This is a genomic window from Bordetella genomosp. 8 (genome assembly GCF_002119685.1).
Lineage (GTDB): Bacteria > Pseudomonadota > Gammaproteobacteria > Burkholderiales > Burkholderiaceae_B > Bordetella_C.
This window is the reverse complement of record NZ_CP021108.1, coordinates 875,300-901,576: the sequence shown is the minus strand read 5'-3', so window position 1 is coordinate 901,576 and position 26,277 is coordinate 875,300. Positions and strand designations below refer to the sequence as shown.

Below are 26,277 nucleotides of genomic sequence, written 5' to 3'. Positions count from 1 at the left end.
TACGCCTATGAGAGGACCGCGACCTGTTTCCGTTTGATCAGGTCAAAGTCGATTTCCGCGCCCAGGCCGGGCTCGGTGGGCGCATACACGTAGCCGTCGGCATCCGCATGGATGTCCTTCGCCAGCCCGTACTTCTGTGCGCCGTCCGGCAGCAGCACTTCGAAGAATTCGGTGTTCTTCAATGCCATGATGACGTGCAGGCCCGCCACGTTGTTCAGCGAGTTTCCGCCATGGTGGACTTCGTAGTTCATGCGGAAGGACTCAGCCAGGTGGGCGGTCTTCATCATCGTGGTGATACCGCCCTTGAGCGCGACGTCGCCGCGCAGGAAGTCCGTGGCCTGCTGCAGCACCCAGGGCGCATACGAATCCAGGCCGGCGGCCGGGAATTCCGTCGCCATGAGCGGAATGTGCAACTGCTGCTTCAGCTTCACGTAGTTGTAGACGTCGGCATCGTGCAGGGGGTCCTCGTACCAGTAGTAGTTCAGGTCCTGCAGCGCGCGGCCGACGCGGACGGCTTCCGGATACTGGTAGCTCCACGCGGCGTCCAGCATGACCAGGTAGTCGTCGCCCACCGCCTTGCGCACGGCTTCGCACACCTTGATGTCTTCCTGCCAGGGGTGCGGCGGATGGATCTTGTAGGCGGCCCAGTTCAGTGACTTGTAGTGCTGGGCCTCTTCGGCATAGGCCTCGGCGCTGTCCAGGATCATCGAGCTGGCGTAGGCCTTGACGCGGTCGCGGAAAGAACCCAACAGGCGGTGGATGGGCATGCCCGCGGCCTTGCCGCAGATGTCCCACAGCGCGACGTCGCAGGCCCCGATCGTACGCACGGTGGTCGTTCGGGACCGGCGCCATAGCGCCTGGTTCAGGCGTTCGCGGTCCAGCGGGTTTTGCCCCACCAGGATGGGCTTCAGGTACTTGATCAGGTTGGGGCCGTCCAGGTCCGCGCCGTAGTAGGCCGAGCCCAGGAACGCGTGGCCGGTGATGCCCTCGTCGGTTTCGATCTTCAACAGGCCGATCTTGCTGGAGCCGGCGAACTTGCCGGTGTGGGCGGCGTAGCTGGTGGGGGGAATGTCGTCCCAGGCGAACAGGGTCAGGCTGACGTCGATTATTTTCATAGGAGTTCCGTCCTCGGTGGAAAATGCAAGTGCTATAGTCCTATACAGGACTAAGTGTCTTGCAAATCATGGACCCTGTCAACGGTCTCGCCGGAACTGGACGCCGGGCCGCCGCGTGATGGCAGCGTGGCGCGGTACTGCCGCATTTGCTTGGAGATAAACTGTCGCGATGCCGAAGAACACGCCCCGCACTTTTCCCCAGATCAAGCTCGCCGGCCCGGATGGCCTTCCGAAATATCTGCAATTCAAGAACGCCCTGGCGCAGGAAATCGCCGCGGGCAGCTGGGAAGCCGGCGATCAGTTGCCGGCGGAAGACGTGCTGGTGGAAGCCGCCGGCCTGAGCCTGGGCACCGTACAGCGCGCGCTGCGGATGCTGGTCGACGAAGGAATACTCGTCAGGCGGCATGGTTCGGGCACCTACGTCGCCAAGCGCAGGTATCCGATGAGCGGGCCGTTCCAGCATTTCAGGTTCATCGACGATACGGGCGAAGGCATCCTGCCCATCTACACCCGCGTCCTGAAGCGCTACACGGTCAATGAAGACGGCCCGTGGGGCGACCTGCTGCAAAGCGAAAAGGTAGTCTGCATCGACCGCGAGTTTTCGATCAACAACGAATTCTCGCTCTATGTGCAGATCTATTTCTGTGGCGTGCGCTTTCCGGAGTTGGTGACGATAGAGGCGGCCAAGCTTAACGACGTCAGTTTCAAGGACCTGCTCTCGCGCAAGTACGGGCAGCCGACGGCGTCCTACACCGAGCGCATGAGCGTCAGAAAATTACCGGGCTTCGTGGTGCAGGCCTTGAAGCTGCCGCGCAATACGGTAGGCGTGCGGCTGGACATCGTGGCGGCCGACCAGCGCGGCCAGGCCATCTACTTCCAGCACGCCTACGTGCCGCCCAATGAGCGGCAGCTGTTGATGCAGGATCACTGAAACCAGCGGATGCTGGATCAGTGACTGGCGCGGCGCAGCGCGATCAGCTCGCGCGCTTCTTCCTCGGAATCGACGCCCAGCCGCACCAGCATATCCAGCTCGTCGACGCCCTGGGATTTCGCATAGTCGGCGATCTCCTGCTCGATCTCGGCTTCATAGAGCTCCATGCGCCGCTCGCTGGCCGAGCCCGCTTTCTCGGTGGCGCGGGCATCCGCATTGCGCGCGAGTTCGGGCTCCGCGGCCAGCAAACGCTCCCGGCCTTTCGCCATCGCGATATCCAGGCGCTTTTCCGCCGCCGTCCGGTTTTCAGCCATGTTCGACTCCTGAGAAGCTGGGTGATGTGATGCCATGGTAATACCGGTCTCGCACCGGGAACAGGCATTGGCGTTCGCAATCCGCATTCCCGCCCTGCCGCCGGAGGCAGGCCCGTGGCTAGCCCGACGGACCGCGCAACCAGATCATCTGCATGATCGACGCCAGCGCCACCAGCGCCGGATCGCCGGCGCGGTCTGGCGCCAGGGTGAAACCCAGCATGGCCGCGGAACGGGCCGTTCCCCAGACGATGAAATCGTCGGCCGCCGCGCCCGCCATGGCGACTTCCTCGCGCAACAGGGCGCAGCCCGCGCCTGCCCGGACCAGCGCATCCAGATGGGCGTGGTCGTCGTTCTGCATGACGACGCGCGGCGCCAGGCCATGGCGTTCGAACAGTTCTCTCAAAAGCAGCTGCGCGTGGCTGCCTGCCGGCCCGTCTATCCATGGCAGTTGCGCCAATTCGCGCCAGCCGCCGCGCTTCATCGCTTCGGCGTGAGCGTGCGGCAGCGCGATGCGGTAATGGACGCTGCGCAGCGGCGTCCATTGCAGTCCCAGCGGCGGCCGTGCCGCCACCACCAGCGCCGCGGCCAGACGGCCGGTGGTCAGCTGTTCCGTCAATTGCGCCATGGGCATCACGTGCATCTTGAGCTCGATGAGCGGCAAGCGCTGGGTGACCACCGACGCCAGTTCCCCCAGGCGCAGGAAATCCGGCTGTTCGCTGGGCACGCCCAGGTCCAGCACCCCCTGCAGCTCGCCCTGCAAGGCGCGGGCTTCGGACTTCAACTGATTTCCCAGCGCCAGCAGCGCTTCCGCCGTCGGCAGCAGCGCTTCGCCGGCCTTGGCCAATACCAGGCGCCCGCCGCTGCGATCGAACAAGGCCACGCCCAGGGTCTGTTCGAGCGCCTTCACCTGGGCAGTGACGGCCGGCTGCGTCAAGGACAGGGCTTCGGCGGCCCGGGTCAGATTGCCCAGGCGCGCAACCTTGACGAACGCGCGTATCTGATAGATCTCCATGGGCCCGTGCCGTTCCGCGACGCGGCCGGCGCTCAAGCGGCCAGCAGGCGGATCTGGCCGGGCTCGACGCCCACCGCGACCGGCGCGCCAGGCTGGAAGATGGATAGCCCGGCGAGATGCGCCTGGTCGGCGGTGATCGTCCGTTCGCCGACCTGCACCTGGTAGCGCGTGAACTCACCCTGGAACTCGCTGCCCTGCACCACGCCAGGCAGCCAGAGATAACGCGCGTCGGTACTGCCGCCCGCCATGTCGATCTGCACCACGTGCGGGCGGAAGCTGGCCGCCAGCCGGGCGCCGGCAGGAACCTCGCCCTGCACGGGCATATGCAGATCACCCACGCCATCCACCGCGAGCGTGACGCTATGGCTGCTGCGTTCCTTGACGGTCCCTTCAAGCACATTCATGGTGCCGACGAAGTTGGCGACGAAACCGTTGACCGGGAAATCGAACAGCGTGTGCGGCGCGCCGATCTGTTGCAGCACGCCATGATCGAGCACCGCCATGCGGTCGGCGGTGGTCATGGCCTCTTCCTGGTCGTGCGTGACGAAGATCGTGGTGATGCCCAGCCGGCGCTGCAAAGCCAGCAGTTCGCGGCGCATCTGCACCCGCAGTTTCTTGTCCAGGTTGGACAGCGGCTCGTCCAGCAGCAGGACCGCGGGTTCGATGACGATGGTGCGCGCGAGCGCGACGCGCTGCTGCTGGCCGCCGGACAGCTCATTCGGGCGACGTGCGGCGTACTGGGACAAGCCCACCAGCGCCAGGGCGGCCTCGGCGCGTTCGCGCACCTCTGCGCGCGGCAGGCGGCGCTCGACCAGGCCGAAGGCGACGTTATCGCGCACCGTCATGTGGGGCCACAGGGCGTAGCTCTGGAACACCATGCCGATGTTGCGGCGCCAGGGTGGCACGCCGGTCACATCCTGCCCGTCGACCAGCAACTGCCCCCGCGAATGCTGGTTGAAACCCGCGATCAGCCGCAATAGCGTGGACTTGCCCGATCCGGACGGACCCAGCAGCGCGAAGAACTCGCCGGGCTCGATATGCAGGTTCAGGTCTTTCAGGACTTCGGTCTTGCCGTAGGAAAGGCAAATGCCGCGGCATTCCACGCTGACTTTCTTCATGTCGTCTCCAGCCGGCGCGCGGCCGGCGTGTCCCGCGGGTCCAGGCCCGGTGATTCTTCCATGAGGACGGGCTCACGCCGCGCCCCCGTGCGCGCCACCAGCAAATGGCTGACATAAGTGCCAATCGCCACGGCGACCACCGCCAATACGCCCAGCGCGGCGCCGGGGCCGCGCCCGGATGCGCTCTGCATGTACAGATAGATGCCGTAGCTCATGGGCGCCTGGCTTTCCTTGGTGACCAGCATGATGGTGGCCGATAGTTCCACCGCCGCGGTGATGAAGCTGGTCACGAAGCCGGCCAACATACCGCCCGCCATCAAGGGGACGACGACCCTGCGCAGCGTGCGCCAGCGGTTGGCTCCCAGCGATTGAGCGGCTTCTTCCAGCGATACGTTGATCTGCTGCAGCGCCGCCACGCAGGACCGCAACGCATACGGCAGGCGCCGCACCGAATAGGCGATCATGATGATCATCCAGGACGACGTGAGGGTCGTCGCCATGAAAGGCAGCTCGACGCCGCGGAAGGTGCGCAACAGGCCGATGGCCAGCACGATGCCCGGCACCGCCAGCGCGGCCGATGCCATCCAGTCCAGCCATTGCCTGGCGGGCAGGCGCGTGCGCAGCAGCAGATAGGCGATGGCGGTCCCCAGCACGACATCGACACCCGCCGCCAGGCCGCAGTAGAGCAGCGTGTTGGCGATCATGCCGCCGGAGTCCTGGAATACGGTGGCATAGTGCGCCAGCGTATAGCCGTCCGGCAGCGGCGCGAAGCTCCACACGCTGGCGAAGGACAGCAGCAACACTCCGATGTGCGGCGAAAGGACCAGCAGCAGCACGAGGATGATCCAGCCATAGGCCAGCACGGCTTCGCCGCGGCGCAGGCGGCGCTTCTGGATGCCGGTGCCGCCTTTCTGCAGCGTGGAGTAGTCCCTGCCCTTGAGCACTCGCGCCGACAGCCAGAGCGAGGCGATCGAGAAGGCGATGATGATGACGCTGATCACGTAGCCAAGAGGGTCTTCCAGGCCGACCTGCGTGATGCGCAGATAGGCCTGTGGGGCCAGCATGTTGGTGGTGCCCAGGACCAGCGGCGTACCCAGGTCGTCGAAGACCTTGACGAAGACCAGCGACGCGCCGGCGACGTAGCCAGGCAAGGCCAGCGGGAAGATCACCCTGCGGAACAGCCTGAACCCGCGCGAGCCCAGATTGAAGGCGGCCTCCTCCATCGCGCCATCGATGTTGCGCAGCGCGACGACGAGGTTCATCAGGATGAACGGGAAGTAGTGCAGCGCTTCGACGAAGATGACGCTGTTGAGCCCTTCCATCAGCGGCAGATTGATATCGAACCAGTCGCCCAGCAGCAGGTTGACGCTGCCGGAGCGGCCGAAGATCAGCTGCATGGCCACCGCCCCGACGAAGGGCGGCATGATGAGAGGCAGGATACCCAGCGTCTGGATCAGCAGCGCGCCGCGGAACTGGAAACGCACCGTGAAGTAAGCCAGGGGCACCGCCAGCAGCGTCGCAATCAAGGTCGCCCATATCGCGACGTACAGGCTGTTGTAGAAGGCCTCCCGCATCAAGGGCTGATTGAAGAACGCCAGAAAATGGCCGCCGGTGAAACTGCCATCCGAATTGACGAAGGCGGCATGGAAGACCGTCGCCACCGGCACGATCAGGAAGGCGGCCAGGAAGGCGATGACGCAGGCCGCCGTCACCGCCGGGCCCTTGCTCGACGCGAAGTTGATGGACACGGGATGCTCCGGGAAAGCCCTTACTGCGATGCCGCCTGCTGCGCGAGTCTGGCCGCCTCTTCATAGTTGGTGCGCGCCTTGCCGTTCCACTCGCCTTCCAGCTGGGTGATCTTCTGGTTGACGGCGCTATCGCGCTTGTCGCCGGCGAACAGCTTCAGGAATTGCGCGTCGCCGCTCTGTTGCGCCGTCACCAGCGGCGACCAGGCGAGCTTGCGCGCCTGCCCCAGCAGCTCGGCCGCCTTGCCGGTTTTCGCCTTGTCGCCCAGCTTCCGCTCGGCATCATGGATCGCCTTGGTCGCCTGTTGCAATTCTTTCAGGCGGAAGGTGATGGTCTGGTCGAACAGCGACTGCACCAGGTAATACCGCTGCTGCGACAGGTCCACGTCGAAATGCACGGTACTGCGCTTGGCGAGTTCCAGGGGATCCGGATAGCCGGCGGGAATCTTGCCCTTGAGCTCGCTGTACGGGACGACAGGCAGGCGCGATATCTTGGGCTCCAGCAGCACCTCCTGACCGGCCGTCCCCAGGGCGAACTTGATGAATTCCTTCGCTTCGGCCGTATTCTTGGCGCCCGCGATCAGCGCGATATTGGCCGGCACGATGGCCGTCTCGGTCGGGTAGACGAAATCCACGGGAAACTTGGAGAATTTGCTGGACAGGCCGAAGAAGTCGATCACCGGGCCCGCGCCGAACTGGCCGTTGTTGACGCCATCGGGCACGCCGAACGACCGCTCGGTCACGGCGCTGCTGTTGCCGGCCATGCGCAGCATGGTGTTCCAGCCCTTATCCCAGCCTTCGCCCTGCAGGACGGTTTCCACCGTCAGGTGCATGGTGCCGGAGCGCGATGGCGACGTGATTCCCACGTGTCCCAGCCATTCGGGCCCCAGCAGGTCGGTCCATTGCCTGGGCGGCGCCAACTTGTGCGCCTTGATGTAGCGCGTGTTGTACATGATGCCGTAGCCGGCCAGCGCCTGCCCGTAGTACATCCCGCCCGGGTCGTTGATGGGGAAGCTGCCGATCTTGTCGGGCACCTTGGGGTTCGTCACGTCTTTCGCGGGCTCCAGCAACTTGTCGCGATTGAGCACCTCGAAGGCGTCCGGCGCGCTGGCCCAAAACACGTCGGGCCGCTGACCCACGGGGGTTTCGCGCACATAGGCAAGGCCGGCGACGGTGTTCTTGTTCAGAAATTCCAGCGTGATGCCTGGATGGGCCTTCTCGAACGCCGTCTTGTAGGCCTGGGTCAGGTCCTTCGGAAAGGAAGTGATGACGGTGACGGTACCGGCGCGTACGGCGCCTCCGGCGAGCGGAAGGGCGAGTGCCAGCCCCAAGGCCAGCGCAAGTCGACGGAATCCGGGCATCTTTGTCTCCTCTTTGTTTGTTGTAGCCGGGACCGTAAACCGCCAGCGGACGGACTGTCCAATCACAAATTCTGATACGCCCCATCAATGCGCGGGCGCGCTAGCGAGCCGGGACGACAGGCAATCGAGACCGGTTGGCGGCGTGTGCGGCGCTGTATTCCATGATGCGGGCCACCTCGTCGGCGGCGGGCTGCCCGTAGCGTCGGGCCAGAAGATACAGCACCAGGTCTATGCAGAGCGTGACGCCCCCGCCGGTGATGACGTCGCCGTCATCCACCAACAGGGCATGTTCGGCGACGACGGTGGGATGGGCGCCGGCCAGCTCTTGCAGCGGGGCCTGCTCGGGCGGCACGACCTGGACCTTGGTGGTCGCGCGACGGCCATCGAGCACGCCGGCCGCGGCCAGGATCATGGCGCCGGTGCAGACCGAGGCCAATGTGCATGTTCCCTGCATGCGGCGGATGAAGGCGAGCGTTTCGGCATCGGCCGCGGCCGTCCGCCAGCCCGGGCCACCGGGGACGAGCAACACGTCCAGTTGCCCCACGTCGTCGACCCGTCGATCCGGACAGACCCTCAACCCGTTCGCCAGGGTGACGGCCTCCTCCTTGACCGCCAGCGTCTGGTAGGACACCTCGGGAATGATGCGTCGGGCCATGGAAATCACGCCGATCGCGGCCAGATCAATGGGTTCGACGCCGGGATAAAGCAAGAAACTGACTTCCATGATGGGGTGATCTCCAGGAGTGGCTTACCGTTAGTTTTCCATTGGGAAACATTATATTGACACCAGCACGGCCGCTGCCAGTGCCGACGACCGCATCGCCCGAGGCACCGTTGTAGCTCAGAACTTCGCACCATATGCGTGCAAATCTCGCGTTATTTCGATGCAACCATCGCTCTCCAGGCGGCTGGCGGCCGGTTTTCAGCCCGTACCCACCAGGGCAGAAACTTGGCATACACATTGCTTAATGGGAAACCTTTAGGAAACTTTTGGGAAACCAACCGGGGAGCACCATCGTGAGCCAAATCGCAGCGGTCCCATCCTTGTCCAAGGAAACATCCAGTTCATCCGAGCTCAACCGCGTCGTCTTCGCGAGCTCCATAGGCACCATCATCGAGTGGTACGACTTCCTGATCTACGGCACGGCGGCGGCGCTCGTGTTCAACAAACTCTTCTTCCCCGCCGCCGACCCCTTCCTGGGCACGCTGGCCGCGCTGGGCAGCGCCGCGGTGGGATTCTTCGCCCGCCCCTTCGGGGGCGCCTTGTTCGGCTACATGGGCGACCGGTTGGGCCGCAAGTCCATGCTGCTGCTTACCCTGGCGATCATGGGCCTGGCCACCTTCGCCATCGGCCTGCTGCCGACCTACCAGAGCATAGGCATATGGGCGCCCATCCTGCTGGTGACGCTACGCGTCATCCAGGGCATAGGCCTGGGCGGCGAATGGGGCGGTGCGGCGCTGATGGTGCTGGAACATGCGCCGGCGCATCGGCGCGGGCTGTGCGGCAGCCTGGTGCAGACCGGCTTCCCGGTCGGCCTGATCCTGTCCACCGCCGCCTATAGCGCGATTTCCGCGTTGCCCGAGCAGGCGCTGCTGTCCTGGGGATGGCGCATCCCTTTCCTGGCCAGCATCGTGCTGGTGGCCATCGGCGCCTTCATCCGGCACCGCGTCAGCGAATCCCCGGTATTCCTGGAAATGAAAGCGCGCAATGAGATCTCGCGCAACCCGCTAGCCGAGGCAATAGGCCGCAACCGCAAGGAGTTCGTGGTGGCCATCGGGCTCAAGCTGTGTGAGGTTTCCTGGGTTTACCTGCTGACCGTTTTCCTGGTGGTGTACGCGACGACCCACCTGGGCTTGTCCCGTACCTCCATGCTGAACGCCATCCTGGTGGCTTCCATCATCGAGGTCGCAGCCATCCCTCTCTTCGGCCATCTGTCCGACCGCATCGGCCGGCGGCCCATGTTCTTCATGGGCACCGCATTCACCATCGTGTTCGCCTTTCCGCTTTTCTGGATGATGGATACCCGGGATCCGACCCTGGTCTTCTGCGCGGTGGCCATGGGCCTGATACTGGGCCAGGGCCTGATGTTCGGCGTCGAAGCGACCTATTTCCCCGAACTGTTCGGCGCGAGTTCGCGCTATACCGGCGCCTCGTTCGGCTTCCAGGTGTCCGCGGCGATCGGCGGCGGGTTGACGCCGGTGTTCGCCACGCTGCTGGTCGAGAAGTTCGGCGGCACCACCGGGGTGTCCGTGCTGCTGATCGGTGTCGCCCTGATCACCTTGGTCGCCGCCCTGTTTGCCCGGGAGACGAAGGGCACGTCCATCGGCCACGGATAAGCCATTTCCGCTACACTCATGTTTCCCTATAGGCAACTTTTGCCGGCGTGACACGCCGGCCCGCACTCGACTCGGAAGGAATACGCCGCCATGACCCAGCCGCTTCCCCTGCAGACCGCCGACGCACCCGCCGCGGTGGGGCCCTATGCACAGGGTGTCCGCCTGAACGACCTGGTGTTCTGCTCGGGCCAATTACCCATCGATCCCGCGACCGGCGCGGTCCCCGATGGTGTCCAGGCCCAGACGCGGCAATCGCTGGCCAACGTCCAGGCCGTCCTGCAGGCCGGCGGCGCCTCCTTGGCCAGCGCCGTCAAGACGACCGTGTTCCTGAAGGACATGAACCAATTCGCCGCGATGAACGAGGTCTACGCATCGTTCTTTCCGGGCGCCGTGCCCGCGCGCTCCACGATCGAAGTCGCCCGCCTGCCGCGCGACGTGCTGGTCGAGATCGAGGCAATCGCCGCGGCGTCGAAATAAGGGAGGACACGACAATGACGACATGGACTGGCGGCCGCCTGTTGCACATTCATATCGCCCCCGCGGCTTCCTATGAAATGGAGGAACTGCAGCGGGCCGAGCTCATCGCGGGCAAAGGCATCGTCGGCGACCGGTATTTCCTGGGAACCGGCACCTACTCGCCCAAGCCCGACATACGCGAGGTGACGCTGTTCGCGGCGGAGGTACTGGACGCGCTGGCGCGCAACGACCCGCCCCTGCAGGCGGGCCCCATCATCCTCAAGCCGGAAGAACACCGCCGCAACCTGACGGTCAGCGGCGTCCCGCTGGATCATCTCGTAGGCAAGCGTTTCCGCGTGGGCAACACCATTCTGCGCGGCGGCCGCATGAACTTTCCTTGCAAGTATCTGGAAGAGCTGCTGGGCATGCCGCTATACCTGCCGCTGTACAACCGTTCCGGACTGAATTGCGCCATCGAACAAGGCGGCTGGATCGCACCCGGCGATGCGATCGAACCGCTGGATTGACCGGAGAGCCGTCCATGTCCGCCCGCATCATCATGAAGCTGCAGGTATCCGAGGTCTCGCAGGACGCCTCGGGGATCAAGATCATCCGCTTCGTCCATCCCACACGCCCCAATTTGCCCGAGGCGCCAGCCGGTGCGCACGTGGACGTGCATATCCCGGGCGGCAAGATCCGCCAGTATTCCCTTTGCGGCGATCCGCGGCAGACCTCCCACTACACGATCGCCGTCAAGCGCAGCGACACCGGGCGCGGCGGATCGCGCTGGCTGCACGAGCACGCCAAGCCGGGGCTGATACTGCCCGTGAGCGCGCCGCGCAGCAATTTCCCGCTGGCGCCCGAGGCCAGGCGCCACATTTTCGTGGCCGGCGGCATCGGCATCACGCCTTTCGTCTCGCTGGCCTGGCAGGCACGCGCCCAGGGCCAGGATTTCCTGCTGCACTACTGCGCACGGCAGCAGCAGTCGGCACCGTTGCTCGACACGCTGCAAACCCTCTGCGGCGCCAGCGCCCTGGCCACCTGGTTCAGCGGCGACCCCGGCGGAAGCCGCTTCGATGCGGCCACGCTGGGCGATCCCTCCGATGGCACGCATGTCTATTGCTGCGGGCCCGCCAGCCTGATCGCCGCGGTGCGCGCGGCCACGGCGCATTGGCCTGAAGCCCAGGTGCACTTCGAGGTGTTCGAAGCGGCGCTGGACGAAAACTTCAAGCCGGAGCCCTTCGACATCCGCATTGCCTCGACGGGTGCAATGCTGCGGGTGGCGGCGAACGAGTCGGCCCTGGATGTCCTGCGGCGGCAGGGCCATGCCTTGCCCTCCTCCTGCGAGATGGGCGTCTGCGGCGCCTGCGTCTGCGCCTACACGGATGGCACGGTGCTGCATCGCGACGCATTCCTGAGCGCCTCCCAGCGGCAGGAAAAATTGGCCCTGTGCGTGTCGCGTGCGCGCGTCGGCGTCACGCTCGATCTTTGACGGGAAACATAGGCGGTAAACTTCGCTGCAAGCAGTAAACATGACTTCAGGCCCATGAAACCGGTTCGTCGACCATCGTCCCGCCGCAAAGCCATCCCGAACAGCGCTCTTCCGCTCGAGCAGGATACCGCTGACGCCGAAACCCCGGCGCACATCGCGCTGGGCGAACGCATCCGCGGCCTGCGCCAGCAAGCCAAGCTGACGTTGGCGGACGTGGCCGAACGAGCGGGCTTCGGCAAGGCCTATCTGTCGCGCATCGAAAACGGCCAGAAGGTCCCGCCGCTGGCCACCTTGACCCGCATCGCGGAAGTACTGGGGGTGGAGGCCGCCGGCCTGCTGGCCGACCATGCCCCGGTGCACGACTGGCGGGGCGTCAGCCTGGTACGCAGGAACGAACGGCGGCCCACGGTGCTGGGCGGCACCGCCTTCGGCTACGACTACCTGTCGGTGTCCAACGCCACGCATGGCCGGGCGCTGCAACCCTTTCTGTTCACGTTTCCCGACCAGATCGACAAGTACGTTTTCTTCGAGCACGACGGCGAGGAACTCATCCACATCCTGTCCGGCCGTGTCGAATGGCAGATCGGCATGGACAAGTTCATGCTGGAAGCCGGCGACACGCTGCATTTCGATTCCCGCATGCCGCATCGCGGACGCAGCCTGGGGGGCCCCGCCACCGCCCTGGTCGTGATGTACGCCCCACCCCACGGCACGGGCGAGCTCGCCTAGCCCCCACACCCCGCCAGCCTACCCACTACGGCCCCGCCTGCCCTCCGCATGCGGCAGTGCAAGATATTTTGCTGCTCTGCAACTAATCTTGCAGCTGTAAAATTACTGCAATATATTTTGCAGTACCATCGCGGCCTGTCGCTTTCCACCGCTCCCACCAAATAAATCGCCTGAAGGCCAGGATGCGCTTCGAAGAACTCGTCGCCGACAAGAACGACACCCTCACCGGCTCCGACCGCAAGCTCGTGGACGTACTGCTTTCCGACACGACGGTGGGCAGCTTCATGCCCGCGCACAAGATCGCCGAACGGGCTGGCGTGCATCCGTCCACGGCCGGACGGCTGGCGCGCAAGCTGGGGTTCGACTCCTACCGCGCCATGCGCGAGGCCATGGTGTTCGAACTCGACGCGTCGGCGCGGGTGCGCAAGCGCATCGACAACGCCACCGGCAGCACGCTGCTTGAATCCGTCATAGCCGGCGAGATCGCCGCGCTCGGCCGCCTGATGGAACAGGTCACCCAGAAGGAAATCGCCGCCGCCACCGACGCCCTGCGCCGGGCACGCCGCATCATCGTGATCGGCGAAAGCCATGCCGGCAGCCTGGCCGAGCTCTTCGCACGCCGGCTCAAGCGTTCGGGCTACCACGCGGTGGGGCTGTCGCATGCCGACTGGCAGGCGGCCGACGAGCTCATCAGCCTGACGGACAAGGACCTGGTCTTCGGGATGATCTTTCGCCACGACAGCCCCGGCGTCGCGCTGGCGCTGAAGCTGGCCCGCGACACGGGAGCCGGCAGCATCCTGCTGACCGACCTGACGCTGCCCGTGGAAGCGCGGCTGACCATCACCGCCCGGCGTGGCGAACCCGGCGAATTCCAATCGCTGACGGTACCCATGGCGATCTGTAACACCTTGATCCTGGAGCTCACGCGAGTCGATCGCGGCCGTTCCATGGAAGCGCTGGCCAGGCTGGAAGACCTGCGGATCAGCTTCGAAAAGGCCGGCGGCGCCAGGCGCCGCTGAACGCACCGAACCCATCATCCATTTACGCGCGCGGGAGACAACATGATCAAACTGAACCGGTACGCCGCCAAGGGCGTGCTGCTATGCCTGCCGGTCATCGGCATGGCCACGGAAGCCTTGGGCGTCGCGCAGGCGCAATCCGCCGCCGACACGCGCCCCAGCCTGACCGTCGCCGTCAACGAACTGGCTCGCACGCTGGATCCCGCGGCGGGGAACGGCACGGTCGACGTGCGCGCCTATTACTCCATCTACGACACGCTGATCCGCCGCGACTTCGACCACCCCGAGGCCAACGGCGGCGCCCGGCTGCAGCCCGGCCTGGCGACGAGCTGGGCCTGGACCACGCCCACCACCTTCGACGTCAAGCTGCGCGCCGGCGTCGTTTGCCATGACGGCAGCCCCTTCAATGCCGACGACGTCCTGGCGACGTTTTCCGCCGAGCGCCTGTGGGGCCCGGATGCCTACTACGCCGAAGGCCCGGCCTACTTCGGCACCTTGAAGAAAGTCGAAAAGCTGGATGACATGACGGTGCGCTTCACCACCGCGGAACACGATGCTTCCCTGGACCAGCGGCTGTCCAGCTACATGTCCTTCGTGATCTGCGACGAAGCCTGGAACAAGTACCGCAAGGACGGCGTGCCCGCCAAGGTATGGATGGACGAAGCCGCCAAGGCGCTGCGCTTCAATCCCGTGGGGACCGGACCGTACAAGTTCGCCAGCTACCAGAAGAACGACCACATCACGCTGCAGGCCTTCGACAAGTACTACGAAGGCAAGCCGGCCGCCAAGACCGTCACCTTCAAGTCCGTGCCCGAAGTCGCCGCGCGCATCGCCGGCCTGGTTTCCGGCGAGTACGACATCGCCGCCGAGATCCCGCCAGACCAGTGGCAAAGCCTGTCCGCGTACAAGGACCTGACGCTGAAGACGGTCGCGATGGAGAACAGCCACGTCGTCGTCTTCAACACCAACGATCCGCTGCTGTCCGACAAGAACCTGCGTCACGCGCTGAGCCTGGCCATCGATCGCAAGGCCCTGATCGACGCGCTGTGGAAAGGCCGCAGCTATGCGCCCAACGGCTACCAGCTGCCCAGCTTCGGCAACCTGTACGACAAGAATCGCGTGGGCTACCAATACGATCCCGAGCAGGCGAAAAAGCTGCTGAAGCAAAGCCGCTACAAGGGCCAGGAGATCTCCTACCGCCTGATCCCCAACTACTACCTCTACAACGTCGAAGCCGCGCAGATCATGCAGGAGATGTGGCGGGCGGTGGGCATCAACGTGCGCATCGACTTCGTCGACAGCTTCAAGGACGTGCGCAAGCCCGGCATCCAGATGTACGCCTGGTCGAACACCTACCGCATTCCGGATCCCACCGGCTCGCTGCTGATCCTCTGGGGAGCCAATTCCGAAGTGCAGAAGTCGTCCAAGGTCTACACGCCGACGCCGGAATTCAACACGCTTTCGCAGTCGCTCTACACGCAGGCAGACCTGGCCCAGCGGCGTGCCACATACCAGAAGGTCCTGGACATCTTCGAGGACGATATGCCGATGACCATGCTGTACAACCCGGCGACCGGGTACGCCATGAAGAAGACGGTGCGGTGGGAACCGTACTCGCAGTACTACATGGACTTCCGTCCCGACAACCTCTCGTTCGGGCCGAAGTAATTGGACACCCTGTTATCCGTGCAAGGCCTGCGCGTGGGCTTCCGCACCGCGGCAGGCTATGCCGACGTCCTGCATGACGTCAGCTTCGACGTCGCGCAGGGCCGCACGCTGTGCATCGTCGGCGAAAGCGGCAGTGGCAAGAGCATTACCTGCCAGGCCATCCTGGGCCTGTTGGCCCGCAACGGCCGCCGCACCGCCGGAAGCATCCTGTTCCAGGGCCGCGACCTGGCCACGCTGTCCGAAGGCGAACTGCGACAGGTGCGCGGCAGCGGCATCGGCATGGTGTTCCAGGACCCGCTGGGCTCGCTGAATCCGGTCCACACGGTGGGCAAGCTGCTGGATGAAACGCTGGCCCTGCATACGCCGCTGGACCGTGCCCGGCGGGCGACGCGCGCCGTCGAGCTGCTGCGCATGGTGGGCATTCCGGAACCGCGGCAGCGCCTGGCCTCGTACGTGCACCAGTTTTCCGGCGGCATGGCGCAACGCGTGATGATCGCGATGGCGCTGGCCTGCGGCCCCAGATTGCTGATCGCCGACGAGCCGACCACGGCCCTGGACGTCACCATCCAGGCCCAGATACTGGATCTTTTGAACCGGCTGAAGGCCGAGCTGGGCATGGCCATCCTGTTCATCACCCACGACCTGGGCGTGGTCGCCGAAATGGCCGACGATGTGCTGGTCATGCGCCACGGACGCGTGGTCGAGACCGCGCCCGCCGCGCGTCTATTCACCGAACCGCGCGCGGCCTACACGCGCGAACTGCTGGCCGCCATGCCGCGCCTGGATACCCGGGCGCCGGTTTACCAGTGGCGCGAGGAATGGGCATGACGGCGCGCGCACCCCTGCTCGAAGTCCATGAACTGCGCCGCTACTTCGGCGCCTCGCGCTCGCTGACGGGTCGTGGCGGCCGCGCCATACAGGCCGTGGAAGACGTGTCCTTTCACGTACGTACCGGCGAAACGCTGGGCCTGGTCGGCGAAAGCGGCTGCGGCAAGTCCACCACCGGCCGCATGATCGTGGGCCTGGACCGCCCGACGCGCGGCGCCATCCGTTTCAAGGGCCAGGACCTGGCGGCCTTGAACGACGCGCAATGGCGGATCAAGCGGCGCGAAGTGCAGATCATCTTCCAGAATCCGCTGGCGGCGCTGGATCCGCGGCTGCCCATCGCCAGGCAGATACGCGAGCCCCTGGACCTCCACGGGATCGGCCCGGCCGGCGAACGCGACGCCGCGGTGGACGCCCTGATGAACGCGGTCTCGCTGCCTTACGCCCTGCGCGACCGCTACCCGCATCAGATCAGCGGCGGCCAGGCGCAGCGCGTGGTGATCGCGCGGGCGCTGGCGCTCAAGCCCAGCCTGATCGTCTGCGACGAGCCCGTCTCGGCGCTGGACGTATCCGTGCAAGCCACGGTGATCGCCCTGCTGGAAAAACTGCAGCATGACCACGGCATCGCCTACCTGTTCATTTCGCACGACCTGCGGGTGGTCAGGCGCCTGTCGCACCGCGTCGCGGTGATGTACCTGGGCCAGATCGTGGAAGAAGGCCCCACCGACGCGCTCTACGAGCGGCCGCTGCATCCCTACACCCAGGCACTGCTGTCGGCCATCCCCGACATCTCGGCCACCTTGCAGCGTACGGAGGGCACGGCGCCGGACAAGCCGCGCATCGTCCTGCAGGGCGACCCGCCCAGTCCCGCCCAGCCGCCCGACGGCTGCCGTTTCCATACCCGCTGCCCCTACGCGCAGCCGCGCTGCGCGCGGGAAATGCCGGCGTTGCGTCCTTTGGAGGACGGCCATACGGTGCGCTGCCATTTCGCGGAACAGATAAGTGCCCAGCATGCATAAACCCCTGGTCATCGCCCATCGCGGCTACTCATCGCGCTACGTGGAAAACACGCAGTCAGCGTATCGCGGCGCCATCGAGATCGGTGCCGACATCGTCGAAAGCGACGCCCGCCTGTCCCGTGACGGCTGCGTCTTCGCCTGCCACGACGCCACGCTGTCACGCATCGCGGGCGATCCACGGGCCATCGCGGACATGACGGCGGATGAACTGCGGGCGGTGGCGCTCGCGGGCGGCGAACGTCTTTCGCCCCTGCCGCGCACCTTGACCGACATCGCCCCGCTGCGGCCGGTCCTGATCGACGTAAAGACCCAGGATCTGGACATCATCGAGGCGATAGCCCGCGATATACGTGCCTGCGGCGCGGCCGCCAGGGTCTGGATAGGCGTACGCGACGCCGGCCAGATGGATCTGGCGCGCAGGCTGCTGCCCGACACCTGCCTGCTGGCCTTCCTGCCGGATTACACGCGCGCCGATGAGTTCGAACGTGCCGGCGCCCGCGCCTTCCGCGTATGGGAAGGACAGGTCGATGATCCCGCGGCGATCGACGTGCTCCGCGACAAGCCGACGTGGATCACGCTGGGCGGCAAGCACACGCCCTGCGAAGTCGGCGACACCACGCCGGAGCGCCTGGCGCGCATCCTGGCATTGCGGCCGCGCGGCGTCCTGTTGAACGATCCCGTGCTGATGACCGGATCCACGGCGGCACCCAGCGTGCCGGACGCCCCATGAACGGCCGCCTGCTGACGCGCAAGCTGCTGCGCGGGCTGTTGACGGTGTGGATCGTCGTCACCTTCACCTTCGTCGCGCTGAACCTGTCTGGCGACCCGCTGGAAGCCCTGGTGGGCGACCAGGCGTCGCCCGAGGTGGTGCAGCAGTACCGTGAGAAGTTCGGGCTGGACAAGCCGCTGTGGCAACAATATCTGTCGTACCTGGGCAACCTGGCGCACGGCGATTTCGGCCTGTCCCTGTCCGACCAGACGCCCGCCACGCAATTGATCGCCGCGGCGCTGCCCTATACGCTGCGCCTGGGCCTGACCGCGTTCGGCTTCGGGCTGGCATTGGGCCTGGCGCTGGGTATCGTCGCGGCGCTGAACCGCAACCGCCCGGTGGACCGCTTCGTCATGAGCTTCGCCGTGCTGGGCTTCAGCCTGCCCAACTTTTTCCTGGGCATCCTGCTGATCCTGCTGTTCTCGCTGCATCTGCGCCTGCTGCCCAGCGCCGGCGCGGACACCCTGTGGCATCTGATCCTGCCCGCCCTGACCCTGGGCACCCATTTCGCCGGCGTGTTCGCGCGCTTCACCCGCTCGGCGATGCTGGAAGTACTCAACCGCCAATACATGGTTGCGGCCCGCGCCAAGGGTGTCCCGCGCCTGCGGCGGGTGGTCTGGCATGCGCTGCCCAACGCCGCGATTCCCATCGTCACCATCGCCGGCCTGAAGCTGGGCGACCTGGTCGCGGGTTCGATCATCGTCGAAACCGTGTTCGGCTGGCCCGGCGTCGGGCGGTTGCTGGTCGGCTCGGTCACGTCCCGGGATTTCGCCGTCGTACAGGCCATCCTGATCCTGACCGCGGTCACGATGGTGTTGACCAACCTGGCGGTGGATTTCATCTACACCCTGCTGGACCCACGCATGCGCGCCGCGCGCAAGGAGGGCTAGGAATATGCTGTCCGCACTGCCCTGGCGCCGCAACAAGGCCGCCGGCGTCGCCGCCGAAAAGCGCTACCCGGCGCTGGTGGTCCTGTCGATCGCCTTCATCGTCCTGCTGCTGACGGTGGCCTGCCTGGCCGACATACTGGCGCCTTACGACTATCGCACCCAGGCGCTGCGCCTGCGCCTGGCGCCACCCGTGTTCCTGGGCGGCACCAGCGCCCATCTGCTGGGCACCGACGAACTGGGCCGAGACATACTCAGCCGCCTGCTCTATGCCATCCGCTTCAGCGTCCTGGTGGCGCTGGGCGGCACGGCGATCGGCGCGGCCGTCGGCACCACGCTCGGTTTCCTGGCGGCGCATTTCCGCGGCGTGGTGGAAGAAACCATCATGATGCTGACGGACGTCCAGGCATCGCTGCCCTTCATCCTGATCGCGCTCGCGCTGATCGCCGTGTTCGGCGGCAGCTTCACGCTGTTCATCGTGATCATGGGCTTCTACGGCTGGGAAGTGTTCGCCCGCCTGACGCGCGGCGTGGTCATCGCCGCCAACAACCAGGGCTACGCCACGGCCGTGAAGGCACTCGGCGCCCCGCCCTGGCACATCTATTCCCGACACATCCTGCCCAATATCCTGAGCGTGTTGATCGTGCAATTCACGCTGAACTTCCCGCAGGTGATCCTGCTTGAAACCTCGCTCAGCTTCCTGGGCCTGGGCATACGGCCGCCGCTGACCAGCCTGGGACAGATGCTGGGATCCGGCCGCGCCTTCCTGACCACGGCCTGGTGGATCGCCATCCTGCCCGGCACCGTCATCTTCCTGACGACGATGTCCATTTCCATCGTCGGCGACTGGATACGCGACCGGCTCGATCCCGCGCTGCGCGACGCGCGATAGCGTTCACGCGCCGCCGACCTCAATCCAGCAGCAATTTGGGGTAACGGCGGGGTTCCCGGCCTTCCAGCACGTCACGGCCCCGTGCCGTATCGGCGTAGATGCGGCCGTACACGATCTTGCCGTCCTTCACGCGGAACAGGAAGCAGTGTTCGTTTTCCATCGAATGGCCCGCGTTGGACTTCGCGCGGGCAATCACCGGAACGATGATGTAGTCCTCGACGTGAAGCACGGCGCGCGCGTCATAGTTGAAGTACTCATATTCACTGTTGACGTGCTTCCAGAACGCCAGGAATTCTTTCTTTCCGTGGTAGGTGCCGCCGTAGGGCAACGAGTCGGAAAACTCGAATACGACGTCATCGGCCAGGGCGGCGACCAGGTCCGCCCTGTCGTTCCTGTCGAACCCGGTAAAAGCCTTTGTGCATGCGGCGAGCAATTCTGCATCGGTCATTTCGTGTCTCCTCGGTCACTATCCGGTGTGGTTGTCGTCGGTATATATGAGCATATACTCGTATATGCGGAAAAGAAAGCGGGTGCGAACCCGCATGGTGCCGCCGGTCGACGGCGTGACTTGGGCTGCGCCGCTAGGCGGCGTTCTCCGCCCAGGGCTCGAATCCGCTTTGCAGGACGAAGCCCAAGGCCTTGCGCAGATCCTGCGCACGCTTGGCGCCGTAGCTCGACTCGAAGCGCGACTGGACATCGGACCACAAGGGAAACGCCTGCTTGTAGCGTGACTTGCCCGCTTTCGTAATGACGGCAAGCTTGGCACGGCGGTCTTCGCCCGCGGCCATGTCGATCAGGCCGTCACGCTGAAGGAGCTTCAGATTGGTCGACAGCGTGGTGCGGTCCATCGCCAGCTTGGCGGCCAGTTCGCCGATCGGCATCGGGCCGTTTTTCGCCAACTGGTACAGGATGGAGAACTGGGTGATACGCAATCCAGCCGGGCTGAGCGCCTGATCGTAGACAGCGGTCAGGTAGCGCGACGCGCGGCGCACGGCCGTCAGGTTGCACAGACCGTCGATATTGACCGTGAGCTCCTCATCGAGCGTGGGCATGCCTTGCTCCTTCGTGTCGTGGCATGCCTGGAATATACGCTCATCTACTCCTATTTTCCAGTCGGAGCCCCCGGCTGCAGGAACCGCACCAGATGCGCGGCGGTGCTCGCCGCTTGCTCCAGTTGGGGCCAATGTCCGCTGCCCTCGATAAAGGCGAGCTCGGCGCGCGGGTGCCGCGTGGAACGTATGCGCTCCACCATGTCGGGTGGAATCACCGGGTCCTCCACGGCGCCCAGGATCAGGGTAGGACCGGCATACTGGCCAGCATGCTTGCCCGCGCGATCCCCTCCGGTGAAGGCGTCGTAATAACCGCGCACCGCCGCCACGCCCATCATGCGCCGGGGATCCAGGCTGGCGTCCAGCAGCTGATCGGGAAGATTCCGCGAGAAGGCTTTCCTGATGCCGCGTTGGGCGGCGACGTCGCCGCCCGACTCCCGCAGCATGGCGCGCACCTCGTCTGGCAATACATTGCCTTCCAAGGGTGTCGGCGTGATCAGGACAAGCGCCGAGACGGATCGAGGCGACCGCAGTGCCGCCAGTTCCGCGATCTGCGCGCCCATGCTGTGGCCGACCAGCGCGACCCCACCTGCCGCGACAGGTTCGCGCAGCACGTCAAGCACATCGTCGACCGCCTGCGCCAGCGTATAAGGCCCGTCCTGATCGGCGCGCTCTCCGGCTCCGCGTAGGTCCGGCGCCAGGCACGCTAGGCCATAGGGAGCCAAGGCCCGCGCAAGTGGCTGCCAGGACGCGCCGCTATCCAGGAATCCATGAATGAATACCACGGTGCGTATCGGGTATGCCGCCGGGGAGGCGGCTTGCGATCGCGGCGACGCGTGATCGACGTGCGTGTTCATGTCTCGGCTCCGTTTTATCGAAAGGGCTTGTCATCCCACAGTGACATGAATATTATGCGCATATACTCATATTGTCCACGACGCGGGTACGACATGCCGACCAGACAGGAAATCGAGTTCACCGGAGAATCCGGCGCGACCCTACGCGGCTGGTATTTCCTGCCGGATGGCACGGGAGAATCGCGGGTCCCCGCCATATCCATGTGCCACGGCTATGCGGCGATCCGGGAGCACGGCCTGGAACCGTATGCGCAGGCCTTCGCGCGCGCCGGCTTCGCGGTGCTGGTGCACGACCATCACGGCTTCGGGGCGAGCGACGGCGAGCCCCGGCAAGATATCGATCCCTGGCTGCAGATCGCCGATTGGCGACGCGCGCTGTCCTATCTGGAAAGACGTCCGGAGGTGGATGCGCAGCGCCTGGGCATCTGGGGGACCAGCTACAGCGGTGGCCACGCGTTGGTGCTGGGTGCGACGGACCGGCGAGTGCGCTGCGTGGTCTCGCAGGTGCCCACCATCAGCGGCTTCGAGCAGGGACGGCGGCGAGTTTCCCCCGACGTTGCGCCGGCCTTCGTGGAGACGCTGACCGAAGACCTGAGGGCACAGCATCGCGGCGAAGCGCCCCGTTATCAGGCCATCGTCGATGCCGACCCCGCGCGGCCCGCCGCCTACCGTTCGCCGGATGCCGTGGCTTTCTACACCCGCGACCTGTGCGAGGCACGCTGGTCCAATACCGTAACGCTGCGATCCACGCACGCGGCGCGCATGTACGAGCCGGGCCTGTGGGTGGGCAGGGTCTCTCCCACGCCGCTGATGATGATCGTCGCCCAGGACGATCGCCTGACCATGACCGACCTGGAGTTGCAGGCCTACGAACGGGCGCTCCAGCCCAAACGCCTGGTGCTGCTGCCCGGTGGGCATTTCGATCCCTACGACAAGTATTTCTCGCTATCCAGCGGCGCGGCCGTCGAATGGTTCGTCGACCACCTGGCGGCCCGCTAGCGCCGATGCCAGGCGGACCCTGGCGCACATACCGGAGGTTTTTCCATGCCCGTATTCCACGCGCATATCCCCAAGGGCCGTTACACGCGCGACCGCAAGATGGCGATCGGCAACGCGCTGAACCAGTCGCTGGTACAAGGCCTGGGCATACCCGAGGGAGACCGCTTCATCGTGATTTCCGAACACGGCGACGACGAACTGTTCATCCATCCCACCTTCATGGACATGGCGCGAACGGAAGGCGCCATGATCATCGAGGTACTGATCGGCGCGCACCGCCCGATCGCCGACAAGCGCAAGTTGATGGCGGCCATGACGCGCCTGCTGGAAGCGGATGCGGCGGTATCGCCCGACGACGTCTTCATCGCATTCGTGCCGGTGCCCAACGAGAACTTTTCCTTCGGCCGGGGCATCGCGCAACTGGCCGATATCGACCCCAAGTGGTGACGATGTGGTACCCGGGCTGCCGGCACCAGCCGGCGCGTCCCGCGATCACATCAAAAACGACAATATCAGGAGACTTCCATGCCCCGCACCGCAACGACGATGCTTGCGTCCTTTCTGGTCCGCCTTGGCCGGGCAGCCCTGTTCGCCTGGGCGTGCATGGCCACGGCCAACGCGACAGCCGATACTTTCCCGACACAGAATGTCGTCATCAAGGTCGGCTACCCGCCGGGCGGGGGCGCCGACGTGGCGGCCAGGCAGCTGTCGGCGCAGTTGCAGCAAGTGCTGGGCAAACCGGTGGTCATCGAAAACCAGGGCGGCGCGGGCGGCAGTGTCGCCACGTTGACGTACCTGCGGCAGCCCGCGGACGGCCATTACCTGGTAGTGCTGACCGGCAACGATGCGGTGATGAATCCCATCGTATCGGCTTCGGCCAGATACAAGCCGGACGAACTGCGCCTGATCCATCCGCTGATCTTCTCCGATTTCGTGCTGGTGACGGCGCGCGATGATGCCCCGGCCAGCATCGATGCATTGATAGACCGCATGAAGGGCGCGGGCGCCCCCGAATACTCGTTCGGTAATTGGGGGATCGGATCGACACCGCACCTGGCCGCGGCCGACTTCCGCGCGCAGGCCGGCGTCCAGTCGCTGGACGTTCCCTACAAGGGAATATCGCCCATCGTGCAGGACTTGATCGGCAAGGGACTGGACTACGCGTTCATACCCCTGGTCTCATCGGTACTGGACATGATACGCAGCGGCCGCCTGAAAGCGGTCGGCATGGCGACGCACACACGCAACGACCTGCTTCCCGACGTGCCCGCGGCTGGCGAAAGCAAAGTGCTGAAGAATTTCGACTACAAGGTGTGGCCTGGCGTATTCGTGAACAGCAAGACGCCACAGCCCGTGGTCGAGAAACTGCACGCGGCGATCTCGTCCGTGGTGAATGGCGAGAAGTATCAGAAGTGGTCCGTGGATACCGGCAACCGCCCGATGACGCCCATGTCATTGGCGCAGGCGGACACCTTCTACCAGGACGAGCTGGCCCGCAACCAGCGGCTGGCCGCCACGATGAAGCTAAGTCCGCAATAACGGCGTATTGGCGGCGCGAGCGTCCAGCCGGCGCGCGACGTCGACGGGACGCGCGCGCATCGGGCCTGCCGCGCGGTCAGCCAGTGCACCCCGCCCGCAGGAAATTCGCCGCATGCGCGAGCGCGGTGCGGCTGCTTTCCAAGTGCGCGAGGTCCAGCTGGAACACGTGATGCATGCCCTGCCAGATTTCGAGTTCGACCCGCGCGCCCGCTGCGGCGGCGCGTTCGGCGAACTGGCGGGAGTCGTCCAGCAGGCGCTCGTCGGTACCGACCTGGATCAGCAGGGGCGGAAGACCGCGCAGGTCGCCATGCAGCGGCGAAGCCAGCGGGTCGCGCGGCTGCGCATCGCCCAGGTACTTGCGCGCGCAATCGCGCAGGTAATCGAAGCCGATCAGGGGGTCCTGCACGGCGGGATCCCGCATCGACGCGCCAGTGAAAGCCAGATCGGTCCAGGGCGAGAACACGACGCCGGCAACCGGACGCGGTTCGCGCCTGGCCTTGTGGTCATGACCCGCGACGTCGCGATGGGCCTGGCCCGTGCCGGCCGCCAACTGGATCAGCGTCGACAAGGTCAGCCCGCCACCCGCCGAATCGCCGACGATCGCGATCCGTTCGCAGCCGCGCGCCACCAGCCAATCCCAGGCGGCGAGCGCGGCGGATGTGGCGGCGGGCAAGGTGGCCTCCGGCGCCAGCGGATAATCGATGGCCAGCGCGGGGATGCCGGTCAAGGCGACGAGTTGGCTGACGAAGCCGCGATAGGCCTTGGCGGAGCCCTGCACATAACCGCCGCCGTGGATGTACAGGATCGCCGAGCCCTGCCCTACTGGCGGCGCCGCGCCGTCCAGCGGGCGTATCCACCAGCCGTGGACAGTCTCTTCTTCCACGGCTTCGCAGGCGGCACCGGACGCCATGGGCGTGGCGGCGATGAAGACGTCATAGACGTCCCTGGGCGCGCCCTTGGTCTCGGCCCAGAAGCGCGCGAACCGCTCCCGCAGCGCGGCTTCGCGGCTGATTTCTTCCGGCGTGATGGGCACGATGACCGTACGGTTCTTCGGCTGCCCGGTGTGTGCGTGTGCCATCCCTAGCCCTCCGATTCCGCGGTAGCCGCCGATGTCGCCGTCGATGTGGCCGTTGTTTTCGCCCGAGTCTCGGCCGGTACGCCGGCCGACATTTCGGCCGGGACGTCCGCCGGTATCTGGCCGTAGCCGCCTTCCGCATAGCGCTCCAGCGTGCGACGCACCTCCGCGGCGGAGCTCATCACCAGCGGTCCGTACTTGTAGAAGCGCTCGCGTATGGGGACGCCGGCCAGGAGGACGAAATGCGCCGCCTCCCTGGACGCGACCGTGACGTCGGCCAGCGCGCCGGCGGCGACCGTGGTCGCGCTGCCCGCATCCAGCATGCGCGTCTCGCCATGGCAGTGCACCGCGACCGCGCCGGACACCGCATAGACCCAGGCCTGCCGCCCCTCCAGCAGGGTATGCGTGTAGCCGCCTCCCGGCGACAGGAAGCCGTCGAGCAAGGTCATTTCCTCAGGCGTGCCATCCGCGCCCGCCGCGTCGCCGCTGCGGCCCAGCACGACGCGGACGCGATGGCCCGGGCCTTGCAGTACCGGCACGGACCGCGCCTGCACGTGCAGCGCGCGGGGCGGCGCGGCCTTCAGGCGGGCGGGCAGGTTGACGAAAATCTGCAGGGCATGCACGCGGGCACCGTCCGCCGGACGCTCTTCATGCACCGCGCCGCTGGCCGCCGCCAGCCAGTACAGGTCGCCGCCGCCCAGGGCAATGTTCCGGCCCAGCGTGTCGCGGTTCAGGAAGCTGCCGCGGCTATCCTCGAACAAGGCCGTGACCGCCGACAGCCCGGCATGCAGATGCGGCTCGAAAGTGGGTGCGGTCATCACGAAGTGATCGACCATCAACAGCGGATCCATACGGCCGCCGAACATTTCCTCGGAGAAATGATAGGCGCTGAAACCCGTGCCTATCCGGTGCGGCATGCCGCGGACGACGGCGCCCAGCCGTTCGCTCGCCATGCCGGTGGTCGATGTAGTGGATGTGTCACGCATGCGGTATCGCTCCAAGACTGTTGTCCTGGCAACGATTGTGCGAACGCGGGCGACGGGCGAGAAGCCGTCCGGAGCGGAACGCA

28 protein-coding genes are annotated in these 26,277 nt (G+C 65.7%); 16 read left to right on the top strand and 12 right to left on the bottom strand.

The genetic code is table 11. The features are described 5' to 3' along the window. Positions 1-5 precede the first annotated feature (5 nt). The gene (locus CAL12_RS04075; RefSeq protein WP_086063313.1) at positions 6-1,115 is read right to left on the bottom strand and encodes an enolase C-terminal domain-like protein; all 1,110 of its coding nucleotides are present in this window, start codon (positions 1,113-1,115) and stop codon (positions 6-8) included. 169 nt (positions 1,116-1,284) lie between these two features. Between CAL12_RS04075 and CAL12_RS04070 the strand changes: the two genes are divergently transcribed. Further along, on the top strand, positions 1,285-2,046 hold the full coding sequence (locus tag CAL12_RS04070) for a GntR family transcriptional regulator (protein WP_086063312.1): 762 nt from the start codon (positions 1,285-1,287) through the stop codon (positions 2,044-2,046). A 17-nt stretch (positions 2,047-2,063) separates the two neighbouring features. Here CAL12_RS04070 and CAL12_RS04065 read toward each other — a convergent pair whose 3' ends face one another. From CAL12_RS04065 to CAL12_RS04040, 6 genes are all read right to left on the bottom strand, one after another. Continuing rightward, positions 2,064-2,360, bottom strand: a complete 297-nt coding sequence (locus tag CAL12_RS04065) for a hypothetical protein (protein ID WP_086063311.1) — start codon at positions 2,358-2,360, stop codon at positions 2,064-2,066. 118 nt (positions 2,361-2,478) lie between these two features. Beyond that, the gene (locus CAL12_RS04060) at positions 2,479-3,372 is read right to left on the bottom strand and encodes a LysR family transcriptional regulator (protein WP_086063310.1); all 894 of its coding nucleotides are present in this window, start codon (positions 3,370-3,372) and stop codon (positions 2,479-2,481) included. A 32-nt stretch (positions 3,373-3,404) separates the two neighbouring features. Next, positions 3,405-4,490, bottom strand: a complete 1,086-nt coding sequence (locus CAL12_RS04055) for an ABC transporter ATP-binding protein (protein ID WP_086063309.1) — start codon at positions 4,488-4,490, stop codon at positions 3,405-3,407. After that, positions 4,487-6,238, bottom strand: coding sequence for an ABC transporter permease (locus tag CAL12_RS04050; RefSeq protein WP_086063308.1), 1,752 nt, complete (start codon positions 6,236-6,238; stop codon positions 4,487-4,489). The genes CAL12_RS04055 and CAL12_RS04050 overlap by 4 nt, the downstream gene beginning before the upstream one ends. 20 nt (positions 6,239-6,258) lie before the next feature. Then, positions 6,259-7,596: an ABC transporter substrate-binding protein gene (locus CAL12_RS04045; protein ID WP_086063307.1), complete on the bottom strand. Its 1,338-nt coding sequence runs from the start codon at positions 7,594-7,596 to the stop codon at positions 6,259-6,261. Between the two features lie 100 nt (positions 7,597-7,696). Beyond that, on the bottom strand, positions 7,697-8,320 hold the full coding sequence (locus tag CAL12_RS04040) for a DJ-1/PfpI family protein (RefSeq protein ID WP_086063306.1): 624 nt from the start codon (positions 8,318-8,320) through the stop codon (positions 7,697-7,699). 293 nt (positions 8,321-8,613) lie between these two features. On the opposite strand from CAL12_RS04040, the gene CAL12_RS04035 reads away from it, so the two are divergent. The 12 genes from CAL12_RS04035 (at position 8,614) to CAL12_RS03980 (ending at position 19,689) form a co-directional block, all read left to right on the top strand. Continuing rightward, positions 8,614-9,933: an MFS transporter gene (locus CAL12_RS04035; protein WP_198298375.1), complete on the top strand. Its 1,320-nt coding sequence runs from the start codon at positions 8,614-8,616 to the stop codon at positions 9,931-9,933. Positions 9,934-10,023: 90 nt separating this feature from the next. Further along, positions 10,024-10,410 carry a RidA family protein gene (locus CAL12_RS04030; protein WP_086063305.1) on the top strand — a complete coding sequence of 129 codons (387 nt, stop codon included), beginning with the start codon at positions 10,024-10,026 and terminating at the stop codon, positions 10,408-10,410. A gap of 14 nt (positions 10,411-10,424) precedes the next feature. Next, positions 10,425-10,916 (top strand): MOSC domain-containing protein, encoded by a 492-nt coding sequence (locus CAL12_RS04025; RefSeq protein ID WP_086063304.1) that lies wholly within the window; start codon positions 10,425-10,427, stop codon positions 10,914-10,916. A gap of 14 nt (positions 10,917-10,930) precedes the next feature. Next, positions 10,931-11,881, top strand: coding sequence for a PDR/VanB family oxidoreductase (locus CAL12_RS04020; RefSeq protein ID WP_086063303.1), 951 nt, complete (start codon positions 10,931-10,933; stop codon positions 11,879-11,881). Positions 11,882-11,935: 54 nt separating this feature from the next. Beyond that, positions 11,936-12,610, top strand: coding sequence for a helix-turn-helix domain-containing protein (locus CAL12_RS04015; RefSeq protein ID WP_086063302.1), 675 nt, complete (start codon positions 11,936-11,938; stop codon positions 12,608-12,610). Between the two features lie 182 nt (positions 12,611-12,792). Further along, entirely contained in the window at positions 12,793-13,629 is an 837-nt protein-coding gene (locus CAL12_RS04010; protein ID WP_086063301.1) for a MurR/RpiR family transcriptional regulator, read from the top strand. Between the two features lie 42 nt (positions 13,630-13,671). Further along, positions 13,672-15,297, top strand: coding sequence for an ABC transporter substrate-binding protein (locus CAL12_RS04005; RefSeq protein WP_086063300.1), 1,626 nt, complete (start codon positions 13,672-13,674; stop codon positions 15,295-15,297). After that, complete coding sequence (locus CAL12_RS04000) at positions 15,298-16,125, top strand: ATP-binding cassette domain-containing protein (protein ID WP_198298374.1); 828 nt, start codon at positions 15,298-15,300, stop codon at positions 16,123-16,125. Further along, positions 16,116-17,141 (top strand): ABC transporter ATP-binding protein, encoded by a 1,026-nt coding sequence (locus CAL12_RS03995; protein ID WP_420042751.1) that lies wholly within the window; start codon positions 16,116-16,118, stop codon positions 17,139-17,141. The genes CAL12_RS04000 and CAL12_RS03995 overlap by 10 nt, the downstream gene beginning before the upstream one ends. Then, positions 17,134-17,871, top strand: coding sequence for a glycerophosphodiester phosphodiesterase (locus CAL12_RS03990; RefSeq protein ID WP_157792881.1), 738 nt, complete (start codon positions 17,134-17,136; stop codon positions 17,869-17,871). Before CAL12_RS03995 ends, CAL12_RS03990 begins: the two co-directional genes overlap by 8 nt. Further along, entirely contained in the window at positions 17,868-18,800 is a 933-nt protein-coding gene (locus tag CAL12_RS03985) for an ABC transporter permease (protein ID WP_086063298.1), read from the top strand. The genes CAL12_RS03990 and CAL12_RS03985 overlap by 4 nt, the downstream gene beginning before the upstream one ends. A 4-nt stretch (positions 18,801-18,804) precedes the next feature. Continuing rightward, on the top strand, positions 18,805-19,689 hold the full coding sequence (locus CAL12_RS03980) for an ABC transporter permease (RefSeq protein ID WP_086063297.1): 885 nt from the start codon (positions 18,805-18,807) through the stop codon (positions 19,687-19,689). 19 nt (positions 19,690-19,708) lie between these two features. Here the strand turns inward: CAL12_RS03980 and CAL12_RS03975 are convergent, their stop codons facing one another. The 3 genes from CAL12_RS03975 to CAL12_RS03965 form a co-directional block, all read right to left on the bottom strand. Then, positions 19,709-20,137, bottom strand: a complete 429-nt coding sequence (locus tag CAL12_RS03975; RefSeq protein WP_086063296.1) for a nuclear transport factor 2 family protein — start codon at positions 20,135-20,137, stop codon at positions 19,709-19,711. A 133-nt stretch (positions 20,138-20,270) separates the two neighbouring features. Beyond that, on the bottom strand, positions 20,271-20,741 hold the full coding sequence (locus CAL12_RS03970) for a MarR family winged helix-turn-helix transcriptional regulator (RefSeq protein ID WP_086063295.1): 471 nt from the start codon (positions 20,739-20,741) through the stop codon (positions 20,271-20,273). A gap of 50 nt (positions 20,742-20,791) precedes the next feature. Then, entirely contained in the window at positions 20,792-21,595 is an 804-nt protein-coding gene (locus CAL12_RS03965) for an alpha/beta fold hydrolase (RefSeq protein WP_086063294.1), read from the bottom strand. 93 nt (positions 21,596-21,688) lie between these two features. On the opposite strand from CAL12_RS03965, the gene CAL12_RS03960 reads away from it, so the two are divergent. The 3 genes from CAL12_RS03960 (at position 21,689) to CAL12_RS03950 (ending at position 24,133) form a co-directional block, all read left to right on the top strand. Continuing rightward, entirely contained in the window at positions 21,689-22,594 is a 906-nt protein-coding gene (locus CAL12_RS03960) for an alpha/beta hydrolase (protein WP_086063293.1), read from the top strand. Positions 22,595-22,639: 45 nt separating this feature from the next. After that, on the top strand, positions 22,640-23,041 hold the full coding sequence (locus tag CAL12_RS03955) for a tautomerase family protein (protein WP_086063292.1): 402 nt from the start codon (positions 22,640-22,642) through the stop codon (positions 23,039-23,041). 78 nt (positions 23,042-23,119) lie between these two features. Continuing rightward, positions 23,120-24,133 (top strand): Bug family tripartite tricarboxylate transporter substrate binding protein, encoded by a 1,014-nt coding sequence (locus tag CAL12_RS03950; protein WP_086063291.1) that lies wholly within the window; start codon positions 23,120-23,122, stop codon positions 24,131-24,133. A 76-nt stretch (positions 24,134-24,209) separates the two neighbouring features. Here the strand turns inward: CAL12_RS03950 and CAL12_RS03945 are convergent, their stop codons facing one another. Then, positions 24,210-25,211 carry an alpha/beta hydrolase fold domain-containing protein gene (locus CAL12_RS03945; RefSeq protein ID WP_086063290.1) on the bottom strand — a complete coding sequence of 334 codons (1,002 nt, stop codon included), beginning with the start codon at positions 25,209-25,211 and terminating at the stop codon, positions 24,210-24,212. A 2-nt stretch (positions 25,212-25,213) separates the two neighbouring features. Beyond that, positions 25,214-26,194 (bottom strand): pirin family protein, encoded by a 981-nt coding sequence (locus CAL12_RS03940; RefSeq protein ID WP_086063289.1) that lies wholly within the window; start codon positions 26,192-26,194, stop codon positions 25,214-25,216. Positions 26,195-26,277: the final 83 nt, after the last annotated feature.